At 66.8% G+C, this 26,638-nt stretch carries 25 protein-coding genes; 16 read left to right on the top strand and 9 right to left on the bottom strand.

Features of this window, described 5'->3' with window-relative positions:
* Window position 1: 1 nt before the first annotated feature.
* Window positions 2–433, bottom strand: a complete 432-nt coding sequence (locus HV681_RS21795; RefSeq protein WP_175124971.1) for a YeeE/YedE family protein — start codon at window positions 431–433, stop codon at window positions 2–4.
* Window positions 430–765 (bottom strand): ArsR/SmtB family transcription factor, encoded by a 336-nt coding sequence (locus HV681_RS21790; protein WP_175124970.1) that lies wholly within the window; start codon window positions 763–765, stop codon window positions 430–432. Before HV681_RS21790 ends, HV681_RS21795 begins: the two co-directional genes overlap by 4 nt.
* 126 nt (window positions 766–891) lie before the next feature.
* Between HV681_RS21790 and HV681_RS21785 the strand changes: the two genes are divergently transcribed.
* The 4 genes from HV681_RS21785 to HV681_RS21770 all read left to right on the top strand — a co-directional run bounded on the left by HV681_RS21785 (window position 892) and on the right by HV681_RS21770 (window position 4,237).
* Window positions 892–1,755: an MBL fold metallo-hydrolase gene (locus HV681_RS21785; protein ID WP_175124969.1), complete on the top strand. Its 864-nt coding sequence runs from the start codon at window positions 892–894 to the stop codon at window positions 1,753–1,755.
* An 82-nt stretch (window positions 1,756–1,837) separates the two neighbouring features.
* Window positions 1,838–3,304 (top strand): polyphosphate:AMP phosphotransferase, encoded by a 1,467-nt coding sequence (pap, locus tag HV681_RS21780; protein WP_175124968.1) that lies wholly within the window; start codon window positions 1,838–1,840, stop codon window positions 3,302–3,304.
* A gap of 22 nt (window positions 3,305–3,326) precedes the next feature.
* On the top strand, window positions 3,327–3,776 hold the full coding sequence (locus HV681_RS21775; protein WP_105241129.1) for a GNAT family N-acetyltransferase: 450 nt from the start codon (window positions 3,327–3,329) through the stop codon (window positions 3,774–3,776).
* Window positions 3,773–4,237 carry an HIT family protein gene (locus tag HV681_RS21770; RefSeq protein WP_175124967.1) on the top strand — a complete coding sequence of 155 codons (465 nt, stop codon included), beginning with the start codon at window positions 3,773–3,775 and terminating at the stop codon, window positions 4,235–4,237. Before HV681_RS21775 ends, HV681_RS21770 begins: the two co-directional genes overlap by 4 nt.
* Before the next feature lie 22 nt (window positions 4,238–4,259).
* Here the strand turns inward: HV681_RS21770 and HV681_RS21765 are convergent, their stop codons facing one another.
* A complete protein-coding gene (locus HV681_RS21765) occupies window positions 4,260–5,438 on the bottom strand; it encodes a glycosyltransferase (protein ID WP_175125000.1) in 1,179 nt (392 codons plus the stop codon).
* A 259-nt stretch (window positions 5,439–5,697) separates the two neighbouring features.
* On the opposite strand from HV681_RS21765, the gene HV681_RS21760 reads away from it, so the two are divergent.
* The 5 genes from HV681_RS21760 to HV681_RS21740 all read left to right on the top strand — a co-directional run bounded on the left by HV681_RS21760 (window position 5,698) and on the right by HV681_RS21740 (window position 11,046).
* Window positions 5,698–6,087, top strand: a complete 390-nt coding sequence (locus HV681_RS21760; protein WP_175124966.1) for a DUF488 domain-containing protein — start codon at window positions 5,698–5,700, stop codon at window positions 6,085–6,087.
* A gap of 113 nt (window positions 6,088–6,200) precedes the next feature.
* On the top strand, window positions 6,201–6,863 hold the full coding sequence (tenA, locus tag HV681_RS21755; RefSeq protein WP_175124965.1) for a thiaminase II: 663 nt from the start codon (window positions 6,201–6,203) through the stop codon (window positions 6,861–6,863).
* A gap of 67 nt (window positions 6,864–6,930) precedes the next feature.
* Window positions 6,931–7,695, top strand: a complete 765-nt coding sequence (locus HV681_RS21750; protein ID WP_175124964.1) for a uracil-DNA glycosylase — start codon at window positions 6,931–6,933, stop codon at window positions 7,693–7,695.
* A gap of 276 nt (window positions 7,696–7,971) precedes the next feature.
* Window positions 7,972–9,771: a DEAD/DEAH box helicase gene (locus HV681_RS21745; protein WP_175124963.1), complete on the top strand. Its 1,800-nt coding sequence runs from the start codon at window positions 7,972–7,974 to the stop codon at window positions 9,769–9,771.
* A gap of 87 nt (window positions 9,772–9,858) precedes the next feature.
* Entirely contained in the window at window positions 9,859–11,046 is a 1,188-nt protein-coding gene (locus tag HV681_RS21740; RefSeq protein ID WP_175124962.1) for a class I SAM-dependent methyltransferase, read from the top strand.
* A gap of 125 nt (window positions 11,047–11,171) precedes the next feature.
* On the opposite strand, the gene HV681_RS21735 is transcribed toward HV681_RS21740, so the two are convergent.
* Together HV681_RS21735 and HV681_RS21730 are read right to left on the bottom strand one after the other, a co-directional pair.
* Window positions 11,172–12,281, bottom strand: a complete 1,110-nt coding sequence (locus tag HV681_RS21735) for a tRNA nucleotidyltransferase/poly(A) polymerase-related protein (protein WP_175124961.1) — start codon at window positions 12,279–12,281, stop codon at window positions 11,172–11,174.
* A complete protein-coding gene (locus HV681_RS21730) occupies window positions 12,278–14,416 on the bottom strand; it encodes a lytic transglycosylase domain-containing protein (protein ID WP_437340394.1) in 2,139 nt (712 codons plus the stop codon). The genes HV681_RS21735 and HV681_RS21730 overlap by 4 nt, the downstream gene beginning before the upstream one ends.
* Before the next feature lie 69 nt (window positions 14,417–14,485).
* Between HV681_RS21730 and HV681_RS21725 the strand changes: the two genes are divergently transcribed.
* The 5 genes from HV681_RS21725 to HV681_RS21705 all read left to right on the top strand — a co-directional run bounded on the left by HV681_RS21725 (window position 14,486) and on the right by HV681_RS21705 (window position 19,652).
* A complete protein-coding gene (locus tag HV681_RS21725; RefSeq protein WP_175124960.1) occupies window positions 14,486–15,160 on the top strand; it encodes a 5-formyltetrahydrofolate cyclo-ligase in 675 nt (224 codons plus the stop codon).
* Window positions 15,161–15,472: 312 nt separating this feature from the next.
* Window positions 15,473–16,903 carry a circularly permuted type 2 ATP-grasp protein gene (locus HV681_RS21720; protein ID WP_175124959.1) on the top strand — a complete coding sequence of 477 codons (1,431 nt, stop codon included), beginning with the start codon at window positions 15,473–15,475 and terminating at the stop codon, window positions 16,901–16,903.
* Window positions 16,904–16,905: 2 nt separating this feature from the next.
* Window positions 16,906–17,880, top strand: coding sequence for an alpha-E domain-containing protein (locus HV681_RS21715; protein ID WP_175124958.1), 975 nt, complete (start codon window positions 16,906–16,908; stop codon window positions 17,878–17,880).
* Window positions 17,881–17,893: 13 nt separating this feature from the next.
* The gene (locus HV681_RS21710; RefSeq protein WP_175124957.1) at window positions 17,894–18,697 is read left to right on the top strand and encodes a transglutaminase family protein; all 804 of its coding nucleotides are present in this window, start codon (window positions 17,894–17,896) and stop codon (window positions 18,695–18,697) included.
* Window positions 18,698–18,788: 91 nt separating this feature from the next.
* Complete coding sequence (locus HV681_RS21705; protein ID WP_175124956.1) at window positions 18,789–19,652, top strand: proteasome-type protease; 864 nt, start codon at window positions 18,789–18,791, stop codon at window positions 19,650–19,652.
* Window positions 19,653–19,698: 46 nt separating this feature from the next.
* Here the strand turns inward: HV681_RS21705 and HV681_RS21700 are convergent, their stop codons facing one another.
* Entirely contained in the window at window positions 19,699–20,826 is a 1,128-nt protein-coding gene (locus HV681_RS21700; protein ID WP_175124955.1) for a CaiB/BaiF CoA transferase family protein, read from the bottom strand.
* Window positions 20,823–21,983, bottom strand: a complete 1,161-nt coding sequence (locus HV681_RS21695; RefSeq protein WP_175124954.1) for an acyl-CoA dehydrogenase family protein — start codon at window positions 21,981–21,983, stop codon at window positions 20,823–20,825. The genes HV681_RS21700 and HV681_RS21695 overlap by 4 nt, the downstream gene beginning before the upstream one ends.
* Window positions 21,984–22,072: 89 nt before the next feature.
* Between HV681_RS21695 and HV681_RS21690 the strand changes: the two genes are divergently transcribed.
* Window positions 22,073–22,984: a LysR family transcriptional regulator gene (locus tag HV681_RS21690; protein ID WP_175124953.1), complete on the top strand. Its 912-nt coding sequence runs from the start codon at window positions 22,073–22,075 to the stop codon at window positions 22,982–22,984.
* A gap of 25 nt (window positions 22,985–23,009) precedes the next feature.
* On the opposite strand, the gene HV681_RS21685 is transcribed toward HV681_RS21690, so the two are convergent.
* Window positions 23,010–24,167, bottom strand: coding sequence for a Bug family tripartite tricarboxylate transporter substrate binding protein (locus tag HV681_RS21685; protein WP_175124952.1), 1,158 nt, complete (start codon window positions 24,165–24,167; stop codon window positions 23,010–23,012).
* A 79-nt stretch (window positions 24,168–24,246) separates the two neighbouring features.
* Here HV681_RS21685 and HV681_RS21680 point away from each other — a divergent pair, with 79 nt between their 5' ends.
* Window positions 24,247–25,803 carry an AMP-binding protein gene (locus tag HV681_RS21680; protein WP_175124951.1) on the top strand — a complete coding sequence of 519 codons (1,557 nt, stop codon included), beginning with the start codon at window positions 24,247–24,249 and terminating at the stop codon, window positions 25,801–25,803.
* Between the two features lie 61 nt (window positions 25,804–25,864).
* Here the strand turns inward: HV681_RS21680 and HV681_RS21675 are convergent, their stop codons facing one another.
* Entirely contained in the window at window positions 25,865–26,635 is a 771-nt protein-coding gene (locus HV681_RS21675) for an enoyl-CoA hydratase/isomerase family protein (protein WP_175124950.1), read from the bottom strand.
* Window positions 26,636–26,638 lie beyond the last annotated feature (3 nt).

The following is a 26,638-nucleotide window of genomic DNA, read 5'->3' as shown; positions in this document are numbered from 1 at the left end:
ATCAGACGCCCGCCACGTGCCGCAGCACGTAGACCGTGGCAAAGCCCGCGGCCATGAAGATCAGCGTCGCCACGAGCGACCGGCGCGAGCCGCGCGACAGGCCGCACACGCCGTGTCCGCTGGTGCACCCAGACGCATAGCGCGTGCCGATGCCGACCAGCAGGCCGGCGACGATAAGGCGCGGCGTGCTGGCCTCCACCGTGATGGAAGGCAGTTCGGAAAAGAGGCGGAACAGCCAGGGCGCGGCGCACAGCCCCAGCAGGAAAGCGATGCGCCAGCCGCCGCCGCGCTCGGGCGCCAGCAACCCGCCCACGATGCCGCTGATGCCCGCGATGCGTCCCGCGCCCAGCATCAGCAGCACCGCGCCGGCGCCGATCAGCAGGCCGCCCACCGTGCCGGCGGCCGGGGTGAAGGCGGACCAGTCCACGTTCACTTGAGTGACTCCATGGCGCGTCCGCAGTACAAACTGGATAGCGTTTTCATCACCTGGCTGACCTCGAAGCTGGCCATCTGGTAATAGACGTATTTGCCCTCGCGCCGCGTCGCGACCAGACCCTCGTCGCGCAGCACACCCAGCTGTTGCGAGAGCGTCGGCTGGCGGATGCCGGTCAGCGATTCCAACTCGCCGACGTTGCGTTCATTCTGGACCAGCTGACACAAGAGCAGCAAGCGGTCTTCGTTGGCCAGCGCCTTGAGCAGCGCGCAGGCCTGGGTGGCGGACTCGCGCAGGACGGCGACTTCGCAATCGGTAAGGGGAGCGTTCATGACGAGGTGTCGGACACGTGGGGGATAGCCGCGTCATTATATTTATGAATAAACTATGCGCAAATATTATTTATTTTCGTAAATTGACCTGATCGGGCCGCCCTTGCGGCCTTCACGCGAGCCCTCATGACCCCGCACATCCAGGCCTTCTTCGACACCGTCACTGCGACCATCACCTACGTCGTCCACGAACCCGCGCCCGGCGGCGCGTGCGCCATCATCGATTCGGTGCTGGATTACGATCCCAAGTCCGGCCGCAGCAGCACCGCCAGCGCCGATCGCGTGGCTAATTACGTGCGCGAACGCAGCCTGCGGACCGTCTGGCTGCTGGAAACCCATGCCCACGCCGATCATCTGTCGGCGGCGCCCTATCTGCAACGGCAGCTTGGTGGCGTGATCGCCATCGGCCAGAGCATCCGCACCGTGCAGGGCGTCTTCAAGACCATCCTGAACCTGGAGCCGGAGTTCCAGCTCGACGGCTCGCAATTCGGCCATCTGTTCGCCGATGGCGAGACCTTTCAGATCGGTTCGCTGACCGCCACGGCCATCCACGTGCCCGGCCACACGCCGGCCGACATGGCCTATCTGATCGGCGATGCGGCATTCGTGGGCGACACGCTTTTCATGCCGGACGTGGGCACGGCGCGCTGCGATTTTCCCGGTGGCGACGCGCATCTGCTGTATCAGTCGATCCAACGGCTGCTGAGCCTGCCAGACGACACGCGGCTCTACATGTGCCACGACTATCCGCCGGCGGGCCGCGAGGCCGCCTGGCAAACCACCGTGGCCGAAGAGCGCCGCGGCAACATCCACGTGCGCGACGGCATTACCGAGGACGAATTCGTCGCCATGCGCACGCGGCGCGATGCCACGCTGTCGATGCCCACGCTGATTCTGCCGGCGATCCAGGTGAACATCCGCGCGGGCCATTTCCCGCCCCCCGAAGACAACGGCGTGCGCTATCTCAAGATTCCCGTGAACGCGCTCTGACCCTCGGCCGCGGCGCACTTGCGCCGCGCGGCCTTATCCCGCAAGATCGCCCGATCGCAGCCACCCGATCCGACGCGCATCCATGTTTGCCGAAGCCGAAGCCGACCCCATCCTGTCCAAAGACGAATTCAAGGCGCTCGAAGCGCGGCTGCGCGTCGCGTTGCTCAATGCGCAATACGAACGGCTGCGGCAGGCCGACAAGACGCTTCTGATCGTCGTGGCCGGCATCGATGGCGCCGGCAAGGGCGCCACGATCAACCTGCTGAACGAATGGATGGACCCGCGCCACATCCGCACGCTGGCCTACGGGCCGCGCGAAGGCGACGAGCTCGAGCGCCCACCGCTGTGGCGCTACTGGCGCGATCTGCCGCCCAAGGGCAGCACGGGCATCGTGTTCGGCTCATGGTATACGCCGCTCGTCATTGAAGCCGCGCGCAAGAAGCCCAACGCGGACGCGATCGAGGCGCACTCGGCGGCGATCATGCGCTTTGAGACCATGCTGGCCGCCGAAGGCGTGCAGATCATCAAGCTGTGGTTTCACCTGTCCGCCAAGGCGCAGAAGACGCGCGCGCAGCGCCTGCTGGCCAACCCCGATACGGCCTGGCAGGTCAGTCCGGTCGACATGAAGGTCAACAAGCGGTTCGACCGCATCCGGGCCGGCGCCCAAGTCGTCCTCAATCACACCGACTGCGGCCATGCGCCGTGGGTGGTGATTCCCAGCGCCGACGAAAACATGCGCGCCGCCCGCACGGCCGAGGCGGTGCTCGGCGCGCTGCGCCGGCGCGGGGTGCCCCGCCTGCCGCCCGCTTTCGTGGCGCACTCCAGCACGACGCGCATCGTGGACCGGCTGGGCAAGCTGGACTACGACGCCAAGGTGGACAAGGAAGACTACGAGACCGAACTCGGCCTGCTGCAAGGCCGGCTGGCGCGCGCCGCCCGGTCCGACAAGTTCAGGAATCGCTCCCTGATCCTGGTGTTCGAGGGGCAGGACGCAGCCGGCAAGGGTGGTGCCATCCGCCGCGTCACACACGCGCTGGATATCCGGCAAGTCGACATCACGCCGATATCCGCGCCCACGACCGAAGAGTTGGCCCGGCCCTATCTGTGGCGTTTCTGGCGCTGCATTCCCAGCCATGGCCGCATCGGCATCTTCGACCGCTCGTGGTACGGCCGCGTGCTGGTCGAGCGCGTCGAAAAGCTGATACCGCCCGCCCGGTGGCGCCGCGCGTATGCCGAGATCAACGACTTCGAGGAACAGCTTGCCGCCAGCGGCGCGCTGGTGCTGAAGTTCTGGCTGGCCGTCACGCCCGACGAGCAGCTCAAGCGTTTTCACGAGCGCGAGAAATCACCGTTCAAGAATTTCAAGATCACGCCCGACGACTGGCGCAACCGCGACAAGTGGAAAGAATACGCGGCGGCAGCCAACGAGATGATGACGCGCACCGATGTGGCCCACGCGCCGTGGCATCTGGTGTCGGCCAACGACAAGCGTTACGCTCGCCTGCAGGTGCTGCGGCATATCGTCGACGCCATGGAAATCCAACTCTGAAGACCCCAGGAGGCCTTGCGCCATGAGTACCGCAGAAATCCGTCCCATCGTCGCCACCGACTTCGACGCCTGGCTGCCCCTGTGGAAGGGCTACCAGGACTTCTACCGCGTCAGCATCGACGACGCCGTCACGCGCAACACCTGGGCGCGCTTCCTGGACCCCGCCGAGCCCATGCACGCGGCGCTGGTCTATGAAAGCGGCCGCGCTGTCGGCATGGTGCACTGGATCTTCCATCGCTCCACCTGGACCGCCGGCGACTACTGCTACCTGCAGGACCTTTATGTGGACCAGGACGCGCGCGGCACGGGCGCGGGCCGCAAGTTGATCGAACACGTCTACGCCGAAGCCGCCGCGGCCAACTGCGCCCGCGTCTATTGGCTGACACACGAAACCAACGCGACCGCCATGCAGCTCTACGACCGGATTGCCGACCGTTCCGGCTTCATCCAGTACCGCAAGGTGATGGCTTGAGCGCGCGCGATCCCAACTGTCCGCTGTGCCAGGAAGACGGCGGCACGCTGCTGTGGCGCGGGCCGCACCTGCGCATCATCGAGGTCGACGACGCCGACTATCCAGGCTTCACGCGCGTGATCTGGAACGGTCACCTGGCCGAGATGACCAGCCTGTCCACGCATGGCCGCGACCTGCTGATGCGGGCGGTGTATGTGGTGGAGGAAACGCAGCAGGCGATCCTGACGCCGGACAAGATCAACCTGGCGTCGCTGGGCAACATGGTGCCGCACCTGCATTGGCACGTGATCCCGCGCTGGCGCGGCGACCGGCATTTTCCGGATCCGATCTGGGCAGCGCCGCGCATCGCGCCGGGCGCTGAGCCGGATTCCTGGAAGGACCGGCAGGCGCAGGTGCAAGCGCTGCTGCCTCGCTACCGCGACCGGCTGGTGGAAGCCATGAATGCGTTGCTATGGCATTGAGCCTGCATGGGCGTTGAGGCAGTCAGGGCAATGAGCCGCCAGGCGCCACGGATGCAGGCCCGCGCCGCTCCCCCAGCCAGCGTGCGTACGCCGATTCGACCAACTGCGCGGCACGATCCGCGCTGAACAGACCCTGCCCGCGGATGAATTCGCGGCCCGCCTCGCCCATGCGGCGTCTGCGTTCGGGATCGGCCAGCAGGCTTTCCAGCGCCGCGGCCAGCGCAGCCGGGTCTCGCGGCGGCACCAGTAGCCCGGTCACGCCGGCCTGCATGGTTTCCGGCACGCCGCCCACGTCGGTGCCGATCACCGGCACCCCCATGGCGGCGGCCTCGACGAACGCCGTGCCAAAGGCTTCGCGGTGGGTCGGCAACGCAAACACGTCGAACGCCTGCAATACGTTGCCGATGTCATGACGCCGGCCCAGGAAGTGCACGCGCGATGCGAGGCCCAGGGATTGCACCTGCGCCTTCAGGCGCTCGAACACCGGCATGCCATCTCCGGCCAGCACCAGGTGGGCATGCGGAAACGTGGCCACAACCTGGTGGAAGGCGTCGATCAGGTCCGCGTGCCCCTTTTCCGCACGCATCACGGCCACGCAACCCACCACGAGGGCATCGTCAGGCAGCCCGAGTTCTTGCCGGACAGAGCCCTGGCCATCGCTTTCGGGCAGGACGATCGGGGAATGGATGGTGGCGATGGACTGGGGCGCCGCGCCGCCATCCAGCAGCTGGCGGTGCACGTGCCGGCTCACCGCGATGACGCGGTGGGCCAGCCACGTATAGGCGTACAGCGAGTTGATCGGCTTGGCCAGGTGGCGGGTGCGCACAATGAGCGGCGTGCGCGCCAGGCGCGCGCCCATCGCGGCCCGCACCGTGTCGCTGCGGCTGTGGGTGTTGACTACGTCGAACCGGCCACGAGCCGCCACGCGCCGCACGAATGCCACGCTGCGCATGAAATTCACAGGGCCGTCCATGTTGATGGTGTGCACGGTGAACCCGGCGTCGCGCAGGCGCTGCGTCAGTTCGGCGTGCGGCTGGCACACGGCTTCCAGGTGATGGCCGCGCTCGCGCATGGCGACCATCTCCTTATAGATGCAGAATTCCTGTCCGCCGAACGCCGTAGCCGCCTCCGTATGCAGAATGCGCAGGCGGCCGGCGGTAACGGGCGAGGGATGCAGGTCTGAAGGGTTGCGTGGCGGCATGACGGCGAAGGGCGCCAGGCGGCCTGGCGAAGCCACGACAGAATCGTGGGTTCAAAAAAGGCCGACGGCGTCGGCCTGTAATAGGGTTGTTACATAGAGGTTAAGTGAATGTAATCGACAACCCGCTGGCGCGACAAGCCGGTCGGATTCGCGGTGCTGCGCGCCGCCGGTGCGCCGCGTCAAACTTCCAGTACGCCGTGATCCGGCGCGTCGCGGGCGTTGCAGTAGACTGGCCGCACCGTCAGTTGCAGGAGCCGGCATGAAATCGTCCAACATCATCGTGCAGCGTGTCTATGAAGGCACCGGTCCGGAAGGTCACTACCTCGCCCTGGTCGACCGCATGTGGCCACGCGGACTGCGCCGCGCAGACCTTGGCCTGGACGAATGGGCCCGCGACATCGCCCCCAGCGCCGAACTGTGCAAATGGTTCAGCCACATCGAGGACCGCTGGGATGACTTCCGCGCCAAGTATCTGGCTGAACTCGCCACCCCAGCGCAGCAATCGCGCATGGCGGCGTTGCTGGACGCCGCGGGGGATCGCCCCCTGACCTTGCTTTTCGGTGCGCGCAATACCGAGCACAACCAGGCGGTGGTGTTGCGCGACGCGCTTCTCGACTACGCCCGACAACACCGCAAACGCGCAGCCTGAACCAGCCGTCCCCGCGCCGCGATCCGCCTGCGCTTCCGTCTTTACCCCCTTTACCCTTATGCCCCGCCGATGGCGCGCGCCACGCGCGCCCGAGCCTATCCCAGAGGAATTCCATGTCTTTCAGTTCCGATGCCTGGACCCGCAACGCCGCGCTCTATGAGAAGACGCGCGACATGCCGTTCAACCGCGAGTTGGCCAGCGGCCAGCTCGCCGAGGACGCGTTCAAGCACTACATGATCCAGGACGCGCACTATCTGGTGGCGTTCGGACGCGCGCTCGCCATCGCCGCCGCCAAGGCCGACGATGCCGACGGCGTGGTGCAGTTTGCCGAGGCCGCCAAGGGCGCCGTCGTCGCCGAGCGCAGCCTGCACGCCGGGTTCATGCAGCAGTTCGGCATCGACGCCGCTACCTTCGAAGCCACGCCGCTGACGCCGGCGAGCCATCACTACACCAGCTTCCTGATTGCCACCGCCTGGAGCGCGCCCTATCCGGTCGTCCTGGCCGCCCTGCTGCCCTGCTTCTGGATCTACGCCGAAATCGGGCGCGACATCCACGCACGCGCCGTGCGGCCCAATCCGTATGCGGCCTGGATCGACACCTACGCCGGCGACGATTTCCACGCGCTGGTCCGCGCCGTGACCGCCACCGTGGATCGTGCGGCGGATACAACGTCGCCGCAGACCCTGGCCGCGATGCACCAGGCCTACACGCACGCCGCCCAGCTTGAATGGATGTTCTGGGATTCGGCGCACCGTCAGGCTGGCTGGCCAGTCTGATTGGGAAGGCGGTCTGATCGCACAAGCGGGCCGATCCGGCTGACCGGGCTGTGCCAAAATCGCGCCCATGCCGATCGACAACCGCCTCACATCCAACGCCCTGGCCGCCCAGGCCGCGCAACTGCCTGCCGCGTGGCAGGCCGCCTTGTCCGCCGACCCTGCCGTCGCCGCCGCGCTGGCTGCCGCCACCGCCCATGTGGAGGCGCGCCTCGCACAAGGCGCCGTGGTGTACCCCGCCACGCCCTTCCGCGCGCTGCATGGCCTGGCGCCGTCGGACGTGTGCGTCGTGATCCTGGGCCAGGATCCCTACCATGGCCCCGGCCAGGCGCAGGGCCTGGCGTTTTCGGTGCCGGACGATTGCAAGCGCCCGCCCAGCCTGCGCAATATCTTCAACGAGATTGCGCGCGACTATCCGGCGCTGAGCGTCCCGGCGGGCAACGATCTGAGCCCCTGGGCCGACCAAGGTGTGCTTCTGCTAAACACGGCACTCACGGTCGAAGACGGCCAGCCCGCCTCGCACGCGAAACGCGGCTGGGAAACGGTGACGGATGCGCTGATCGCGCACGTGGCACGTGATCCCTCGCCCAAGGTCTTCATGCTGTGGGGCGCCCACGCGCAGGCCAAGCGGCTGTTGCTTCCGCCCGACAGTGGTCATCTCGTCCTGATGTCCAACCATCCATCTCCGCTATCCGCCCGCCGGCCGCCCGTGCCCTTCCTCGGATGCGGCCATTTCCGGGCCACCAACACCTGGCTGCAGGACCAAGGGAAAAACCCTATTGATTGGGGACTGGACAAAAAAATAATTCCATTGCAGGGCGAATTCGGGTTATGATCGCCGCACTGCACAAAACGAGTTCGGCATTTACCGCCTTGATTTAGCGGAATTTTTTGCAGACTGCCGGGAAGCCTATCCCCGGCCTCATGCCGAACTATCATCGATTCCTGACCCCTTTCCTTTCGCCCTGCGTTCCATCAGTACAAGAGAACGCGCCACGCGCATGGTTGATCCGGTCGGCACGATGCTCCATCAACCGTCGCCTGGATCCGGCCGCCTAATCCCCTGGCCCGACCAAGCACTGCGTCGCATTGATTGCGGCAAGGGAAAGTAATGTCTTTCGATACCCTGGGTCTCGCGCCCGCCCTGTTGTCGGCCGTTCAAGAAGCTGGCTTCACCACCCCCACCTCCGTTCAAGCCGCCGCCATTCCGCAAGCACTGGCCGGCCATGACCTGATGGTGTCCTCGCAGACCGGCAGCGGCAAGACCGCCGCCTTCATGCTGCCCGCCCTGCACCGCATCGCCCAGATGCCCGCCAACAAGGGCGTCGGCGTGCAAGTGCTGGTGCTGACCCCGACCCGCGAACTGGCCCTGCAAGTCACGGAAGCCACCGCCACCTACGGCCGCAAGCTGGCCGACCTGCGCACCGCGACCGTCGTGGGCGGCATGCCCTACGGCGCGCAACTGAAGGCGCTGTCGCGCCGCGTTGACGTGCTGGTCGCCACCCCGGGCCGCCTGATCGACCACCTGCAATCCGGCCGCGTCAAGCTGAACACCGTGCACACGCTGGTGCTGGACGAAGCCGATCGCATGCTGGACATGGGCTTCATTGAAGATATCGAGACCATCGTCGAGCGCCTGCCCGAAGGCCGCCAGACGCTGCTGTTCTCGGCCACGCTGGACGGCACCGTCGCCAAGCTGGCCTCGCGCATGATGCGCGAGCCGCAGCGCATCGAGATCGCCGGCGCCAAGGAAAAGCACACCAACATCACGCAAAGCCTGCTGTACGCGGACGATGCCAGCCACAAGATGCAATTGCTGGATCACGTGCTGCGCGACGCCTCGCTGGATCAAGCCATCGTCTTCACGTCGACCAAGCGCGGCGCGGACGACCTGGCCGACCGCCTGGCCGACCAAGGCTTTGCCGCCGCTGCCCTGCACGGCGACATGAACCAGCGCCAACGCACCCGCACGCTGTCGCAACTGCAACGCGGCCAGCTGCGCATCCTGGTCGCCACCGACGTGGCAGCCCGCGGCATCGACGTGCAAGGCATCAGCCACGCCGTCAACTTCGACCTGCCGATGCAGGCCGAAGACTACGTGCACCGCATCGGCCGCACGGGCCGCGCTGGCCGCAACGGTCTGGCCTTCACGCTGGCCACGCACTCCGAGCGCCACAAGGTCCGCCGCATCGAGCACTACATCGGCCAGTCCATCACCCCTGAAGTGATCGCCGGCCTGGAACCCAAGCGCACCCCGCGTCCGTCCACCGGCGGCGGCGGCGGTGGCAAGCCGTATGGCAAGCCTTTCGGCAAGCGTCCCGGCGGTTTCGGCGGTTCGCGCCATTCGGGCGGCTTTGCAGGTAATCGCGACGGCGCGCCGCGCGATGGCGCACCGCGTGAAGGCCGTTCGTTCGGCGGCCCGCGTGGCGAGTTCAAGCCGCGCGACGGCGGCTACCAAGGCAACCGTTCGTTCGACGACCGCCCGTTTGGCGACCGCCCGCAGCGTTCCTTCGGTGACCGTCCCAGCTTCGGCGATCGTCCCCAGCGCGAAGGCGGCTACCAGGGCAATCGTCCCTTCGGCGACCGTCCTCAGCGTGAAGGCGGCTTCCGCGGCGGCGACCGCGATTCGCGTCCCAGCTTCGGCGACCGTCCCAGCTATGGCGACCGTCCGCAGCGCGATGCCCGCCCGTTCAGCGAGCGTGCCCCGCGTGAAGGCGGCTTCCGTGGTGGCGATCGCGACGCGCGCCCCAGCTTTGGCGACCGTCCCAGCTTCGGCGACCGTCCGCAGCGCGAAGGCGGCTTCCGCGGCGGTGATCGCCCCGAAGGCGGTTTCCGTGGCAAGCCCTCGTTCGACAAGCGTCCTGGCGCCCCCGCCAAGCGCTTCGGCAAGTCGAACGATCGCCGCGGCTGATCCCCACGCCTGATTCAAAAAGCCCCGCGGCCATGCCGTGGGGTTTTTTTTTGGGAAAATGTCGGTTTACCCACGTCTCTGCCGCCCATGCAACGCCCCGCCCCCGCCAATCTGCCCCCCCTTTCCCCCGCCGCGCGTGAGCACAGCGACGCTACCGCCGCCCACCTGCGCGCCGCGATCGCGTCCAACGGCGGCTGGCTGCCGTTCGATCACTGGATGGCGGAAGCCTTGTATGCCCCCGGGCTGGGCTATTACGCGGCAGGCAACGTCAAGCTGGCCGATGCAGACGACGGCGGCAAGACGCCAGCCGGCGACTTCGTGACCGCGCCACAGCTCACGCCGCTGTTTGCGCGCACGCTCGCGCGCCAGGCGGCCGAGGTGCTGCGCCAGACCGGCACGCACGACGTGCTGGAGTTCGGCGCCGGCACCGGCGCGCTGGCCGAAGGCGTGCTGCATGAACTGTATGCGCTGGGCCTGGCCGACACGCGCTACTGGATCCTGGAAGTGTCGGCGGACCTGCGCGCCCGCCAGGCCGAACGGCTGGCGCCTTTCGGCGACAGGGTGCAGTGGCTGGATGCGCTACCGAATACGTTTTCGGGCTGCGTGCTGGCCAACGAGGTGCTGGACGCGATGCCCGTGTCGCTCTTTGCCTGGAGCGAAGCCGGTCAGGTGCAGGAACGCGGCGTGACGGTGGATGCGAACGGCGGGTTCACGTGGGAAGATCGGCCGGCCCCGGCGGCCCTGGCCACCGCCGTTGCGGCGCGCATGCCCGCGCTGCCCGGCTATGTGTCCGAAATCAATCTGCAGGGCGAGGCGTGGATCGCCGCGATGGGCAGTTGGCTCGAGCGCGGCGCGGCCTTGCTGGTGGACTATGGCTTTCCGCGCAGCGAGTACTACCATCCGCAGCGCGCGGGCGGCACGCTGATGTGCCACCTGCGCCACCATGCGCATGGCGACCCCTTCACCGCGCCGGGCCTGCAGGACATCACCGCGCACGTGGACTTCACCGCGATGGCGGAAGCCGCCCTTGAGGCGGGCATGCAGGTGCTGGGCTACACCTCGCAGGCCCGCTTTCTGATGAACGCCGGATTGATGGATCTGCTGGCCGGGCTGGACCCGTCCGACGCCCAGGCCTACGCGCAGGCGGTCGCGCCCGTGCAGAAGCTGCTGTCGGAGGCCGAGATGGGCGAGTTGTTCAAGGTGCTGGCCATCGGTCGCGGCATGACGGCGCCGCTGTCCGGGTTTTCACGCGGCGACCGGCTGGGCAAGCTGTAAGCGACGAGTAGTGGCCGACTGCGCTGAGCGGCTGCGGCGAGTAACTGTGGGGAGTAACTGCGACGAGTACTGCGGCAAGCGGCTGCGATGTGCAATTGCGGCAAGCGCCGCAGCGGCCGGCCGAATCAGCCCGCCTGCAGATCCACCAATCGCGCCAGTCGCGCCTGGCGCACGCTTTCCTTGATGCGCGCCGGCTCGCCCGCGCACGCCTTGGCGATGGCGCCCGCGTCCACGCCGCGCACCGCCGCCACCCGTTCCTGCCAGGCGGGCATATCCACCGCGCGCAACACGGCCGCGGCATCCAGCAATTCAAAAAAGCGTTCCGGTTTGCGCAAGGCATCGACGCGCTCCATCAGCGCAAGTTGCGCATCGGCGCCGTCCGGCATGCCGTCCAATGCATCGAGCGCGTCCAGCACATCAGGCAGCAACCGCGCATAGTCGTTGCATTCCGTGGGCACGCGCATCCGGCGGCCGAGCGCGTCGCGCTCGGGCGTCAGGCGGCACATCAGCGCGTAGCGGCTTGCCAGCGGCAAGCCCTGCTGCGCTGCGCGGTCGACCTGCGGCCCCACTTCCTCCACGCCCAGCAGCTCGGGCATCACGCGCGCCAGCGCGCCGGATTCGGCTAGCACGCCCAGCATGCGCGAAGGCGTTTGCGCCATCAGGCCGCGCGACAGTTCCTTCCAGACGCGCTCGGCCACCAGCGCATCGGCCTCGCCGGCCGCCACCATGCGCCGGCACAACGTCATCGTTTCCGGCGCCACGCTGAAATCGCCAAAGCGCGCCGCAAAGCGGGCGAGGCGCAGGATGCGCACGGGGTCTTCCTCGAACGCCTCGCCCACGTGCCGAAAGACGCGGGCGCGCAGGTCGTCGGCGCCGTTCAGCGGGTCGACGAGCTGTCCGTTCTCGTCCTGCGCAATCGCGTTGACCGTGAGGTCGCGGCGGCGCAGGTCTTCCTCCAGCGTGACGTCCGTGCCCGTATAAAAAGTGAAGCCCTTGTAGCCCCGCCCCGACTTGCGTTCGGTGCGCGCCAGCGCGTACTCCTCTTTCGTGCGGGGATGCAGGAAGACGGGAAAATCGCCGCCGACCGGGATGAAGCCGCGGCGCGTCATGTCCTCGGGCGTGGCGCCCACCACGACCCAATCGTGATCGCCAGCCGGCAGGCCCAGCAGCGCGTCGCGCACGGCGCCGCCGACGATGTAGGCGCGCAGGCCCTCGGTGGCCGGGTCCCCCGTCATTGCGCCGCGGCGGTTTCAGTGCCGACCGGCACGATGTTGCCCAGGCGTTCCTTCAGCGATTGCGGCTGGCCGGTGAACATCGCCGCGTAGTACGTGGCGTTGGACATCACGTTCTTGACGTACGTGCGCGTTTCCGTGAACGGGATGGTCTCGGCAAAGATGGCGCCTTCAACCGGATGTGTGAACGTCGAGCGCCAGTTGCGCGGGCGGCCCGGACCGGCGTTGTAGCCCGCGCTGGCTAGCATCTGCGAACCGTTCAGGTCGCGCAGCACGATGTTCAGGTAGTTGGTGCCCAGTTCGGTATTGGTGTCGAAATCATTGACGCTGCCAGGGGTGAAGTCGCTCATGCCGATCTTGCCGGCGACCCACTTGGCCGTGGCGGGCATGAGCTGCATCAGGCCCGAGGCGCCCACATGCGAGCGCGCATCCATGATGAAGCGCGATTCCTGGCGGATCAGCCCGTACACCCACGCCGGATCGAGCGCGATGGCGTTGGCCTTGGCGGTAACGCGGCCCTCGAACGGCGCGATGAAGCGCTGGCTGAAGTCGAATTCCTTTTCCGTGCGGTCCGACGTATTGACCACGCGGTCGTAAATGTTTTCGGCGCGGGCCAGTTCGGCGGCCGCCATGAGCTGACGGTCGTTCATGCCGCGCAGCGTGAAGTTCCATTCAGGCACGGCCTCGGCACGCCAGCCCAGACGGAACAGCAGCACGGCGCGCTGCAGGCCCGGATTGGCGCGCGCCTCGGCGATCTCGCGGTCGCTGATGGGCGCCGGACGCGGCGGCACGTTGATGCGCCGGCCCAGTTCTTCGGCCGCGAGCTGGCCGTAGAAATCGAAGCGGTCGGAGATGCTGGCATAGGCGGCCTGGGCCTTTTCCTTGTGGCCCTGCGCGGCCTGGCCGCGGGCCTTCCAGTACACCCACGCGGTCTCGGCCTGCTGCGAGGCCGGCATCTCGTCGATGGATTCGATGACCCACTTCCAGTCGATCTTGGGCTGGCGCAGCGCCGCGCGCACCTTCCAGGCGGCGTTGTATTCCGTCATGCGGATGTGGCCGGCCTCGCGGTACCAGTCGTTGGCCCGGCTGTCCAAGCCCAGCGCGGCGGCCAGCGCGTACTGCCCCCGCACCCAGGCCAGGTTCTGCTTGGACATCGACTTGGCCCATTCGCGGCGCAGATAGGAATCGGCGACGCCGATGTCCGACCGCGCCAGGCGGGCCAGCGCGATCGTGACCAGTTCCTTTTCGTTGCGGCCCACCGGCATGCGGTCCTGGCGCGTGAGCCACTTCATGGGGTCCTTCATCAGGACGTCGTAGGTCTTCACGTCGCGCGGCTCGAACATGTACTGCACGAACTTGCGCGCGTCGGTGGTCTTGTTGGCCTCGATGGCGTCGCGCAGCTGCGGTTCAAGCTGCTCCCAGCCCAGGATGCCGTCGGCCACCAGCTGGTCGTACAGCGCCCAGCACGCGCTGCCGGGCGCGAAGACGGCCATCGCCTGCGCGGCGGTGGCGCGCTGGCCGGTCATGTGCTTGGCGTCAAGAATGGCGCATTCGATCTGCGCGTTGCTGTTCTTCACGGGCGCCAGCTTGCGCACGGTTTCGAAGTCGCCGCTGCGCGCGGCAGCCAGCAGCCAGTCGCCGCGCAGGCGGTCGGCCAGGTAGGCGTCGCCATTGCTGTTGATGAACTGCTGCAGGGCCGCGACGGGACGGCCCGAGGCGGGCGGCGTCCAGAGCTGGTAGCGCAGCAGCCAGTACTCGGGGTACATGCCCAGCGGATCGCCCTTGGCCTGCGGCACGAGCACGCCCAGAACGGACCACTGCTTGCGGCTCATGGCCTCGCGGGCGGCGACCACGGCGGCCAGCGCGGGGGTTTCGGCAGTAGGCGGCAGGCCTGCCAGCGCCACGGGCGGCACCGCGATCATCGGCTGGGCGGCCTGCACGGCGGGCTGGGGCTGAGGATTGACGGCGGCGCTGCGCTGCTGCGCATCAACGGGCGCACAGGCTGCAGTGAACAGCGCCACTAGCGGGAGAAAGCGGTGCAACCCGCGGTACAGCCCGGAGCGGGCGTCGGCGGCTTGGGACGAGGATTTCTGATACCGTGGTGGCTGCTGGGCGCCTGTCTCTCGACGCACCCGCATGCTGAGCCTACGCAAGTTCGTCTTCAGCATGTTTGCCTTCATCTTCAACCCCCCGGTTACAGCCACAGCATGACTACGCAAAATACTCAAGAGGATACCGCAGTCCAGGAGCGCACGCGATTGCGAAAATTGCGCGCCGACCTGCCGGAAGACCAGCGCAGCCGGGGCGCTTTGCTCATGCGCGCGCGCCTGTTCACGTGGCTGAACGTCGCCCGCGACCAGGCCGTGCAGGCGGGCAATCCGGCCCCCACAACCGTCGCCGCGTTCTGGCCCATGGCCGACGAACCCGATCTGCGCCCCCTGCTGACGCAATGGAGCGAGGCCGGCATGACCGTCGCCCTGCCCGTGGTGCGCGAGCGCAACGCGCCGCTCGCGTTCCTGCCCTGGACACCCGAAGCCGAGCTGCGCGCCGGCCCCTACGGCATCCAGGAGCCCGTGGCCGGTCCCGAACTGCTGCCTGATGTGGTTCTGGTGCCCACCCTCGGTTACACCGAACAGGGCGACCGCCTGGGCTATGGCGGCGGCTACTACGACCGCACGCTCGCCGCCCTGCGCGAACGCGGCTACGCGTTCACCGCCATTGGCATCGCCTGGAGCTGCGGTGAGCTGGAACCGGGATACGTCCCCGCCGCGCACGACGTCCGGCTGGACGCGGTGCTGACCCAGGACGGCTGGGTGCCGCACGCCCCGCTCGAGGAAGGCAAGACAGGCGGATCGGTCCTGCATTCGTATCGGATGAACTGACACGCCGGTCTGCGGGTGCAACCAACGCACCCGTCCGATGCGCCACTCTGACGCACCCGTCGGTGCACCCGGCGACGCACCCGGCGACGCACCAGCCTGACGCATCAGCAGCTTCGCGAGGGCGCACCAGCGTGGTGCGCTTTCCAACGCCCCCGCGCCCGCCGTGGCGCGGCCCGTCCCCCGATCTCCGCGTCGTCCGCCGTGGGGATGGCAATTCCCCCGTCCGCAGCGCATATTGACTCCGTGGCGCCCGCCAGCCGCCAAACCTGGCATGCGGGTTGCTTGTAGCTATGCATCTGCACCGGAGGAGCCATGATGGACAGACCCGCCCGCCCATCCGCCTATGACGAAATGCGCGACGGCGAAAGCCGCATCCGCGCCCACTATCAGGCATTCGAGCGCTGGCACAACGAGCAGTCGGCCGAGGCCATGTCCGTGCGCCGGCTCGAGGCCGACCTGAGCTTTCGCCGGGTCGGCATCACGTTCTCGGTGGCGGGCGACGCCGCCGGCACCGAACGCCTCATCCCTTTCGACCTGATCCCCCGCATCATCCCCGCCGACGAATGGCGGCTCCTGGAAGCGGGCCTGAAGCAGCGCGTGCGCGCGCTGAACCTGTTCATCCGCGACATCTATCACGGTCACGACATCGTGCGCGCCGGCATCGTGCCGGCCGAGCAGGTCTTCCTGAACGCGCAATACCGCCCCGAGATGCAGGACGTCGACGTGGCCGAAGACATCTACTGCCACATCGCCGGCGTGGACATCGTGCGGGCGGGCGCCGGCGAGTTCTATGTGCTGGAGGACAACCTGCGCGTGCCGTCGGGCGTGTCGTACATGCTGGAAAACCGCAAGATGTCGATGCGGCTGATGCCAGACGCCTTCGGCCGCATCAAGGTCGAGCCGGTGGCCCACTACCCGGACCTGCTGCTGGACAACCTGCGCGAGGTCGCGCCCCATGGCGGCGACGACCCCACCGTGGTGGTGCTGACGCCGGGCATGTACAACTCGGCGTACTTCGAGCACGCGTTCCTGGCGCAGCAGATGGGCGTGGAACTGGTCGAAGGCCAGGACCTGTTTGTGGAACAGAACACCGTCTACATGCGCACCACGCGCGGGCCGCGCAAGGTGGACGTGATCTACCGCCGGCTGGACGACGATTTTCTGGATCCGCTGGCGTTTCGCGCCGATTCCGCGCTGGGCGTGCCGGGCCTCTTGTCGGTGTATCGCGCCGGCCGCGTCACGCTGGCCAACGCCATCGGCACCGGCATCGCCGACGACAAATCCACGTACCTGTACGTGCCCGACATGATCCGCTTCTACCTGGGCGAGGAACCCATCCTGTCGAATGTGCCCACCTGGCGCTGCGGCCGGCCGGACGAGCTGTCGCACGTGCTGGCCAACATGCACGAACTGGTGGTCAAGGAAGTGCACGGCGCGGGCGGCTACGGCATGCTGGTCGGGCCGTCCGCCTCGCGCGCCGACGTGGACGCGTTCAGGGACCGCGTACGCGCCAACCCCGGCAACTACATCGCGCAGCCCACGCTGGCGCTGTCGACCACGCCGACCTACGTGGAATCAGGCGTCGCGCCGCGCCACGTGGACCTGCGTCCGTACGTGCTGTGCGGCAAGGAGATCCGCACCGTGCCGGGCGGCCTGTGCCGCGTGGCGCTGACCGAGGGCTCGCTGGTGGTCAACAGCAGCCAGGGCGGCGGCACGAAGGACACCTGGGTGCTGGAGGACTGACCATGCTGAGCCGAACCGCCGACAACCTGTTCTGGATGTGCCGCTACACCGAGCGCGCCGAAAACACCGCCCGCATGCTGGACGTGAACCTGCAGATGTCGCTGCTGCCGCAGGACACGCACACGCGCGAAGGCTCGTGGCTGGGCGTGCTGCGCATTTCCGAGCTGCAGGGCCTGTACCAAAGCAAATACGCCTCCATATCGCCGCACGACGTGCTGCAGTACATGGTGCGCGATCCGGAAAATTCGTCATCGATCTATGCCTGCATGCGCGCCGCTCGCGAAAACGCGCGCGCGGTGCGCGGCAGCCTGACGACCGAAGTCTGGGAAACCTACAACACCACCTGGCTTGAACTCCTCAAGCACCTGCACACCGGCCTGCTGGAGCGCAATCCGGGCGAGTTCTTCGAGTGGGTGAAGTTCCGCTCGCATCTGGCGCGCGGCGTCACGATCGCCACCATGCTGGAAGACGAGGCGCTGTACTTCATGCGCATCGGCATGCATCTGGAACGCGCCGACAACACCGCGCGCATGCTGGACGTGAAGTTCCATGAACGCGGCGGCGCGGGCGCGCAGGACGGCCGTGCGGAACCGGCCGGCGCGGCCGCCTTGCAAAGCGAGTTCTACCGCTGGTCGGCGCTGCTCAGTTCCGTGTCCGGCCTGGAGATCTACCGCAAGGTGTACCGTGATGTCATCACGCCCGACCGCGTGGCCGAACTGCTGATCCTGCATGGCGACATGCCGCGATCGCTGCTGGCCGCGATGCGGGCGGTGGCCGGCGACCTGGCGCGCGTCTCGAATCAGCGCTCCACGGAAACCGAGCGCCGCGCGGGCATGCTATGTGCGGAGCTGCAGTACGGGCGCGTCGAAGACATACTGGCGAGCGGACTGCACCGCTACCTGGATCGCTTCCTGGACCGCATCAACGACCTGGGCAACCGGATCAGCCAGGACTTCCTGGTGCCGCTGTCGGCCTAACACGGGAGAGGCAATGAAGCAGATCATCACGCACGTCACGCATTACCGCTACACGGCGCCGGTCAACTACAGCATCCAGACCCTGCGCCTGACGCCGCGCGACGACGAGCACCAGCGCGTGCTGCGCTGGCACATCGAGGCTCCGGGCGAACTGGACAAGCAGGTCGACGCCTACGGCAACATCACGCATACGCTGACGCTGAACCAGCCGCACAGCGACATCGAACTGCGCGTCTCCGGCCAGGTGCTGGTGGCGCCGCTGACGCGCGGCGTGCTGGGCAGCGAAGACAGCCGCCTGCCGGTGCACGCCTATTGCGTGCCGACGCGGCTGACGCAGGCGGATGAAACGATTCTGGCCTTTGCGCGGGCAGTGTTGCCGAATGGACTGTCGACGTCGGACGACATCCTGAAACTGGCGGCGGCGATCCACGGACGCGTGGCCTACGTGCCCGGCACCACGGACGTGACGACCGCCGCCGATCAGGTGCTGGCCCTGGGCCTCGGCGTGTGCCAGGACCACGCCCACCTCTTCCTGGCCTGCGTGCGCGGCCTGGCGGTGCCGGCGCGGTACGTCAGCGGTTACCTGTACACCACCGCCGAGCATGCGGCCAGCCACGCGTGGGCGGACGTCTGGCTGCCCGACGTGGGCTGGACCAGCGTGGACATCACCAACAACCAGTTCGCCTCGGAGTGCCATTGCCGGCTGGCGGTGGGCCGGGACTACGACTCGGCCTCGCCCGTGCGCGGCGTGCGCACCGGTGGCGGCGAGGAATCGATGGAGATCAGCGTCCGGGTCCAGGCCGGCGCGCAGCAGTAAGCCCGCAGCAGTAAGCCCGCAGCAGTATGCCGTTACATCCGCCCCGCCGCGCCGCAATACAATGCGTGGTGGTTTTTCCCTCTTTCCGATCATGACCTACTGCGTAGCCGCCCGACTCGACGCCGGCCTGGTGTTTCTCTCCGACTCCCGCACCAATGCGGGCGTCGACCAGATCAGCGTGTTTCGCAAAATGACCGTTTTCGAACTGCCGGGCGAGCGCGTCATGGTCCTGATGACCTCCGGCAATCTGGCGGTCAGCCAGGCCGTGCTGAATGTGCTGACCCGTCAGCGCGAGGAAGGCGCCGACACCCTCTGGAACGCGCCCGACATGTTCGCGGCCACGCGGCTGGTGGGCGCGGCGGTGCGCGAGGTCTACCGAAGCGAGGCCGCCGCCCTGCACGAGCAGGGCGTGGATTTCAACGTCAGCATGATCTTCGGCGGCCAGATCGGCACCGAACAGTGCCGCCTGTTCCAGGTGTATTCGGCGGGCAACTTCATCGAGGCCGGCCAGGAGTGCCCGTATTTCCAGATCGGCGAGGCCAAGTACGGCAAGCCCATCCTGGACCGCGTGCTGCAGCCGGACACCTCGCTGGACGAGGCCGCCAAGTGCGCGCTGATCTCCATGGATTCCACGCTGCGCTCCAATATCTCGGTCGGCGTGCCACTGGACCTGCTTGTGTATAGCGCCAACTCGATGCGCGTGACGCACTTTGCCAGCATCGACGAACACAACGAATACTTCCGCATGATCCGCGGCACCTGGGGTGAACGCCTGCGCCAGGTCTTTGCGGAAATCCCGGATCCGTCGTGGACCAATCCCGACGCCCCCGGCTCACTGGTGCCGCCGTCGCGCGTACACCAGCCGCTGCGCATGGAGCCCGTCAACACCGCCCACGCCCCCTACGTGACGCCGCAGGTGCTGGCCGAAGAGCCGGGCAAGGATCAGCCCAACTGAAACGCGTGACGGGGGCATGGCGCATGGGGGGGCCATGGCACCCCGCCTATCTCGGCCCGCGTCCCATTGCCCAGGCCAGGATCTCATCCCGATTCCCATCCAGCTCAGGCACTGCCGCCGGCTGTACCGGCAGCGGCTTTGAGAACTTGACCGGAAACGCCACGCGGGGTCCATCAGGCGTCTCGGCAACCACGCCCCGATGGCGTACGTGCGGATCGTCGAAGACCTCGTCATGCCGAAGCACCGGCGCCCAGGGAATGTCGCGGCCACGGAACACGCCTTCCCAATAATCCAGGCTGCGGCTGGCAAACAAGGCGCGCAGCCGGTCGTTCAGCGCCCGCTTATCACGCAGCCGTCCTGCCCGCGTCCGGTAGGTCTCCGTGCTCAGTTCGGGACAGTCCGGAGTAAGCGCCTCGCAGAGGTTTTGCCAGAAGGTCTCTTCCAGGATGCCCAGCGCAAGATGCCGTCCATCGGCCGTCTCGAACACGTCGTTGTCGGGCATGACATGCGCCATGTTATCGATGGCCGCGCCGGCGGGCCCGTTCATCGCCTGCAGGGCCGGCGCCATCCAGGCGGTCAGCGCATCATGGATGGACACGTCCAGATGCTGGCCCACGCCCGAGACACGCGCGTCATCGACGGCGGCCAGGATCGCCAAGGCGGCGTGCATGGCCGCGCAGTAATCCGACAGGCGCAAGCGCGGGCGCCCCATCACGTCGCGCACCTGCGATGGAACGGCCCAGTAACCGGACAGGGCCAGATAGTTCACATCGTGGCCGGGCCGCTGCGCGTAGGGGCCTGTCTGGCCAAAGCCGGAGATCGAACACATCACGATACGTGGATTGGCTTGCGCCAAGCGGGTGTAGTCCAACCCCATCCTGGCCATGACGCCGGGCCGGAAGCCTTCGATCAGCACGTCGCTGCGCGCGGTCAGCTGCAGGAGGGTGCTCCGGTCTTCCTCGCACGTGAAGTCCAGGCTGATGGATCGCTTGCCGCGGTTGTACTTGGCAAAGGTTTCCGCGCCGAGCTGACGCGCCGTGTCGCCCTGCGGCTTTTCCACCTTGATCACGGTGGCGCCAAGCTGGCCGAGCAGCATCGCCGTATATGGGCCCGGGTGAAGCTGGCCCAGGTCCAGCACGGTCAGCCCACTGAGATAGCCGCCGCCTCGGGTCATGCGAGGATCCCCTTGGCGATCGTATTGCGCTGGATTTCGCTGGTGCCGGTGACGATGCGGTAAAGACGCAGGCGGCGGAATATGAACTCCACCGGATGATTCTTCGTCACGCCCACGTTTCCGTGGATCTGCATGGCCTTGTCGGCAATGTCGAAGCAGCGTTCGGACACGAACAGCTTGCACATGGCGGCCTCGTCCCGCACGTCTGCGCCGGCGTCGGCCTTTGCCGCCGTGGCAAGCACCATGTGTTCGCAGGCGTACAACGCCGTCGCCATGTCGGCCAGCATGTGCTGGATGGCCTGGAAGCGGCTGATCGGGCCGCCGAACTGCTGGCGGTGCTTGGCGTAGTCCACCGCCAGCCTGAAGGCCTGCCGCGCCAGGCCTATCATCGTCGGACAATGCAGCAGCCGGTTCACGCTGATGCGATTCATGGCGATCTTGAAGCCCTGCCCCGGCGCGCCGATCAGATTTTTCTTCGGCACGCGAACCTGGTCGAACACGATGTCCGCGTCCACGTACTGCCCCGTCATCGGCACGCAGTCGTGCACAAGCCGCACGCCGGGACTGTCCAGGTCGATCAATATCGCCGAGATGCCGTCGGTCCCTGCCTCCGGGTCCGTGACGCACATCGTGATGGCGAAGTCCGCAAACATGGACGCCGTGATGTAGTGCTTGGTGCCCGTGACGATGTAGTCGTCGCCGTCCTCCACCGCAGTGGTCTGCAGACGGGTCGCGTCAGAACCCGACTGCGGTTCCGTCATGGCAAAGCAGGCCCCGCGCTCGGCATGAATCACGGGCATGATGTAGCGCTCAAGCTGATACGGCGTGGCATGGCGCACCAGATTGCCGATACGCGATGGCCCGCCCCAGTCGCCCAGCACGTGCGGAAACAGGATGGCGCCGGAAGCGGCGACGTCGTCCTTCAGTACGCACAGATCGCGATAGGACAGGCCCTGCCCGCCCAGTTCCACCGGCAGCTGCGGACCGTACAGTCCGAGCGTCCGGCACCGTTTCCATACGGATTGCACCAGACTGCGCTCGAACTTGTCTTCGTAACTCAAGTTGAGCGAGCGCTCCAGCGGAAGCAGTTCGTCCTGCAGATACTGCCGCAGCCGCTCGCGCAGTTCGGCCAGGGTGAGCGGTGTGTCGTTGGGCATGATGTCTCCTGTCTAGGTAGTGCCCAGCTTGACAGCGCCAGTCATCCTCATGATTATCTTTTCTTCGATCTTGATAACCATGCGGAATCATGAGACTGGAAGATCTGGACTATTTTCTGGCCGTCGCCCGCCTGGGACACGTGGGGCGCGCCGCGGACAGCATCGGCATCAGCCAGCCCGCGCTGACCAAGGGAATCCGCCGACTGGAAGACGAACTGAAGCTGCAGTTGTTCCTGCGCACGCCCAAAGGCATGGAGCTGACCGTTCCCGGACGCGCGTTCTATCAACGGTCGGTCCAGGCCCGACGCGAGCTTGACGACGCGATGCAGGAAGCTGGTGATTTGCATCGGGGTAGCATCGGGCAGGTGCGCGCCGGCGTCACGCCGCTGTTGGCCGAGCCGTTCTTCAATCCCGCTTGCATCGAATTGCTGTCGCAGCGGCCCGCCGCCAAGGTGCAGGTCATGGTCAGCCTGAACGATGCGTTGATTCCTGCCCTGCGTCAGGGAGACCTGGACTTTGCGATCAGCTCGCTGTTTGAATCCGCCACCGCGGCCGAATTCGATTGCGAACCGTTGTTTGCAGACCGGCTATATGCCGCGGCGCGGCCGGGCCATCCCTTGCTGAGCGGCCGCAAAGTTCGCTTTGCCGACCTTGCTCCGTACAAATGGATGCTGCCCGGTCCGCAAGCCGCCTCCCGCCGCTGGCTGGAAACCAGATTTGCGCAGCACGGCTTGCCCCCGCCCGAAGTGACCATCGAATCCAACGCGTCCGTATCAAACCTGCTGAGCATCCTGCACGGCACGGACCTGCTGACGCTGGTCAGCGAAATGACCCTGTCGGCGCACGCCGGCCAGGACCTTGCGATTGTGCCGCTGGAGGACCTTACCTGGCATCGCCAGATCGGCGTGCTGACGCGGCGCAATAGCTATCAGTCGCCCCTGACCGAGCGGCTGCTGGAGATCCTGCGCCAGCACGCGCAGCGGCGCACGCAGGCGAAGTAACGCCCGGCCCGCCGCGTGGCATTCGCTATTCCGCCGTCAGACCAAGGCGCTGGATCAGCGGTCCATAGCGAGCGGACTCCTGATCGATGAGCTTGCCCATGTCGGCCGGCGAGCCGGCGATGGATTTGAACGACTGCGACTCAAGCGCCTGCAAGACTTGCGGGTCGGCCATGACCCGGCGGATCGCCGCATTCAGGCGTTCCACCACCGCTGGCGGCGTGCCCTTCGGCACGGCGATGCCCGCCCAGCTTCCGCTGTCGAAGCCTGCGTAACCCAGTTCGGCAATCGACGGCACGTCAGGCAGGGACGCAGCCCGCGCTTCGCTGGTGACGGCTACCGCGCGGATTTTGCCCGACGTAATGAATGGCATGGCCGGCGCAACGGCCACAATACCCACATCTATCTGTCCGCCGGCCAGGTCGTTCAGCGCATTGCTGCCGCCGCGGTACGGCACGTGAACGGCATCCAGGCCGAAATGCTGCTTGATGGTTTCGAACGTCAGGTGCATGGACGAGCCCACGCCCGGGCTGCCATAGCTGAGCTTGCCCGGATGGGCCTTGGCGTACGCCTGCAGTTCGGCGAACGTTTTGATCGGCAACGCACTGCTGACCAGCACCACGTGGGGCGCGATGCTCAAACCCGATACCGGCGCAAGGTCGGCGATCGGATCGTATGTCAGCTTGGGCGACAGATGCTTTGCGATCGCGAAGTTGCCGCCATATTCAAGCAGGGTATAGCCATCGGCCGCCGCACTGGCGACTTTACCGCCGCCCAGGTTTCCGCCGCCGCCTCCCACGTTCTCGACGATGATGGTTTGCCCCAGCTCCTTGCCCAGCGGCGCCGATACCAACCGGGCGATGTAGTCGAACTGCCCGCCCGCCGTGAACGGAACAATCAGGCGGATGGGCTTTTCCGGATACTTGCCCGCCCCGTCCGCGGCCTGCGCCGGCGCGATGGCGGTCAGGCCGGCCAACGCAAGGGTCGCCTCGGCCAAGCGACGGACCGCCTTCACTCCCCACCGAACATCTCGTTTATCCACGCCTGTCTCCTGTCTCTTATCGGGGTTGGACCGTCGCCTCCCCTTTGGCAATAGAGGTAACCCGGCGCCCCGCGCCGCGTCATGCCACACCCGGCGATCTTCATAACGCACGGGAATCGCGCAGACGCGATAACGCAGCGGCATGAGGTTTTGCGTCCCGGTTATGCGGCCGTGCGCTGCGCCGCGCAGCATAGCGGCAAGCCAAATTCGATACGGAGCCGTCATGAACCAAGGCCGATACACTACCCGCAACGCGCGCTACTGGCGCGACCGTCCCGCCATTATTTTCGGCGACCGCAGCATAACCTTCGGTCAGTTGGATACCCGGTCCAATCGGCTGGCCAATGCGCTGCTGGGGCTGGGCCTGGTCAAAGGCGACCGCGTCGCCATCCAGGCCTGGAATTGCCCTGAAATCATCGAACTGGAATGCGCCCTGTACAAGGCGGGACTGGTCAAGGTGGCATTGAATGCCCGCTTGTCTGCGCAGGAGATGGTGGACTCGGTCAACAACGCGCAGGCCGCCGTATTTATCGTGGATCCGGCGCATCTGGAGGACGCAGAGTCGCGTCGCAACGCCTTCGAGACCGTTCGCCATCTCGTCGTGACCGGAAGCCGGGACGCGGGCGACTGGCGGTCCTACGAACGCCTGCTGGAGGCTGCCGCCGACCGCAACCCTGATGTCCCCATGCAGCCGCAAGACCTGGCGGTGCTGCATTTCACATCGGGTTCAACCGGCAAGCTGAAGGCCGCAATGCAGACGGTCGGCAACCGCCTGGCCTCGCTGCGCAAGGTGGTCATGGGCCGAATGCGCGCGAATCCGGGTGAAGTGCTGGCGTTGGCCGGGCCGATCACGCACGCCAGCGGCATGTTCATGCAACCGTTTCTGTTTCAGGGCGGCACGATCCTGCTGCACGACCGGTTCGAGCCCGAGGCCTTTCTCGCGTCAGCCGCCCGCCACCGCGCCGCCTTCAGCTTCATGGTGCCCACGATGGTCAACATGCTGATCGCGCATCCGAACCTGCATCGCCATGATCTGTCTGCGCTGCGGCAGATTTCCTATGGCGGCGCGCCGATGGCACCCGCGCGCATCCGCGAGGCCTGGGAAGCATTGGGACCGAAGCTCAGCCAGGGATATGGCGCCGGCGAGACGACCGGCGGCCTCGTTCTGCTAAGCGCGTTGGATCACGCCGATGCGATGGCGGGCCATCCGGAGCGCCTTCTGTCATGCGGCCGGCCTTTCGGCGAAAGCGAAGTCCGGCTCGTCGATGAAAACGGTCAGGAAGTGCCTCCCGGCGAGATTGGCGAAATCAGCGTCAGCGGTCCGGACGTCTTTGCCGGCTACTGGCAAGAGCCGGAACTGTCGGCGCAGGCGCTGCGCGACGGCTGGCTGCATACGGGCGACCTGGCGCGCACCGACGACGAAGGTTTCATGTACATCGTCGACAGGAAGAAGGACATGATCATCTCGGGGGGCTTCAACATCTACCCGACGGAAGTCGAGCAGGCGCTCTACCAGCACCCCGCCGTTTACGAAGCCTGCGTGTTCGGCGTGCCCGACAAACTGTGGGGCGAGTCAGTCAAGGCGATGATCGTCCTCAAGCCGGGCGAAGCGGCGACCCCGGCCGACCTGATCGAGCATTGCCGCAAGCAACTGGCCGACTTCAAGAAGCCGCGGAGCGTCGAACTGTTGGCGGAACTGCCGAAGAACGCCAATGGCAAGGTCGCAAGAAAGCAGATGCGGGACGCATTCTGGATGGATGAGGAGCGCAAGGTTGGGTGATCGCAACGGCATGCGGGCATGGCGCACCGGTCAGGTGCCGTCCAAGACGGCACCTTTCGGATCAGCGCCGCTCGAACTTCGGCGCGCGCTTTTCTTCAAACGCCTTGCGGCCTTCCTTCGCGTCGGCGGTGGCAAAGCAGATCGCCTGCAGATCGCGCTCGTATTCCACGGCCTTCTCCAGCGGCATCGACAGCGCGGCGCGCAGATTGACGCGGGCCGTCTCGGCGGCGATGGGCGCGCGCGAGGCGATGGTGGCGGCGAGCGCCTGCGCGCGCTCGCGCAGTTGTTCTTGCGGCAACACCTCGCTCACCAGACCCCAGGCCAGCGCCTGCTCGGCGCGGATGGGGTCGCCGGTCAGCACCATGAGTGCGGCGTTGCTCGGGCCGATCGCATGGACAAGCTGCGCCGTCATGCCGCCGCCGCCGATCCAGCCCAGCTTGATCTCGGGCGCACCCAGGCGCGCGTTGTCGGCGGCGATGCGGATATCGCAGGCCAATGCCATCTCCAGGCCGCCACCGAAGGTGTAGCCGTTGATCGCAGCCACCGTGGGCTTTTTCAACATGCGCACGCAGTCGCAGTAGTCGAGCCGGTTGCGAAAATCCCAGGGCGTCGCGTAGCGGTCCAGCTCGGTGATGTCCGAGCCGGCGCAGAAGGCCTTGGGACCCGCACCGGTCAAGATCACCGCGCGCACCTGCGCGTCGGTGTTGCATTGCTCCACCGCCGCGATCAGCAAATCGGCCATCTCGGGCGTCATCGCGTTCAGCTTCTCAGGGCGGTTGAGTTCAATGATGGCGACATGGCCATCGATACTGAGATTGACGAGTGCGCTCACGTC

Origin of the sequence: Achromobacter animicus, from assembly GCF_902859585.1 — a bacterium.
In the GTDB taxonomy this organism is placed as follows: domain Bacteria; phylum Pseudomonadota; class Gammaproteobacteria; order Burkholderiales; family Burkholderiaceae_B; genus Achromobacter; species Achromobacter animicus.
The sequence above is the reverse complement of the archived record's forward strand: the minus strand, read 5'-3'. Positions and strand labels throughout refer to the sequence as shown.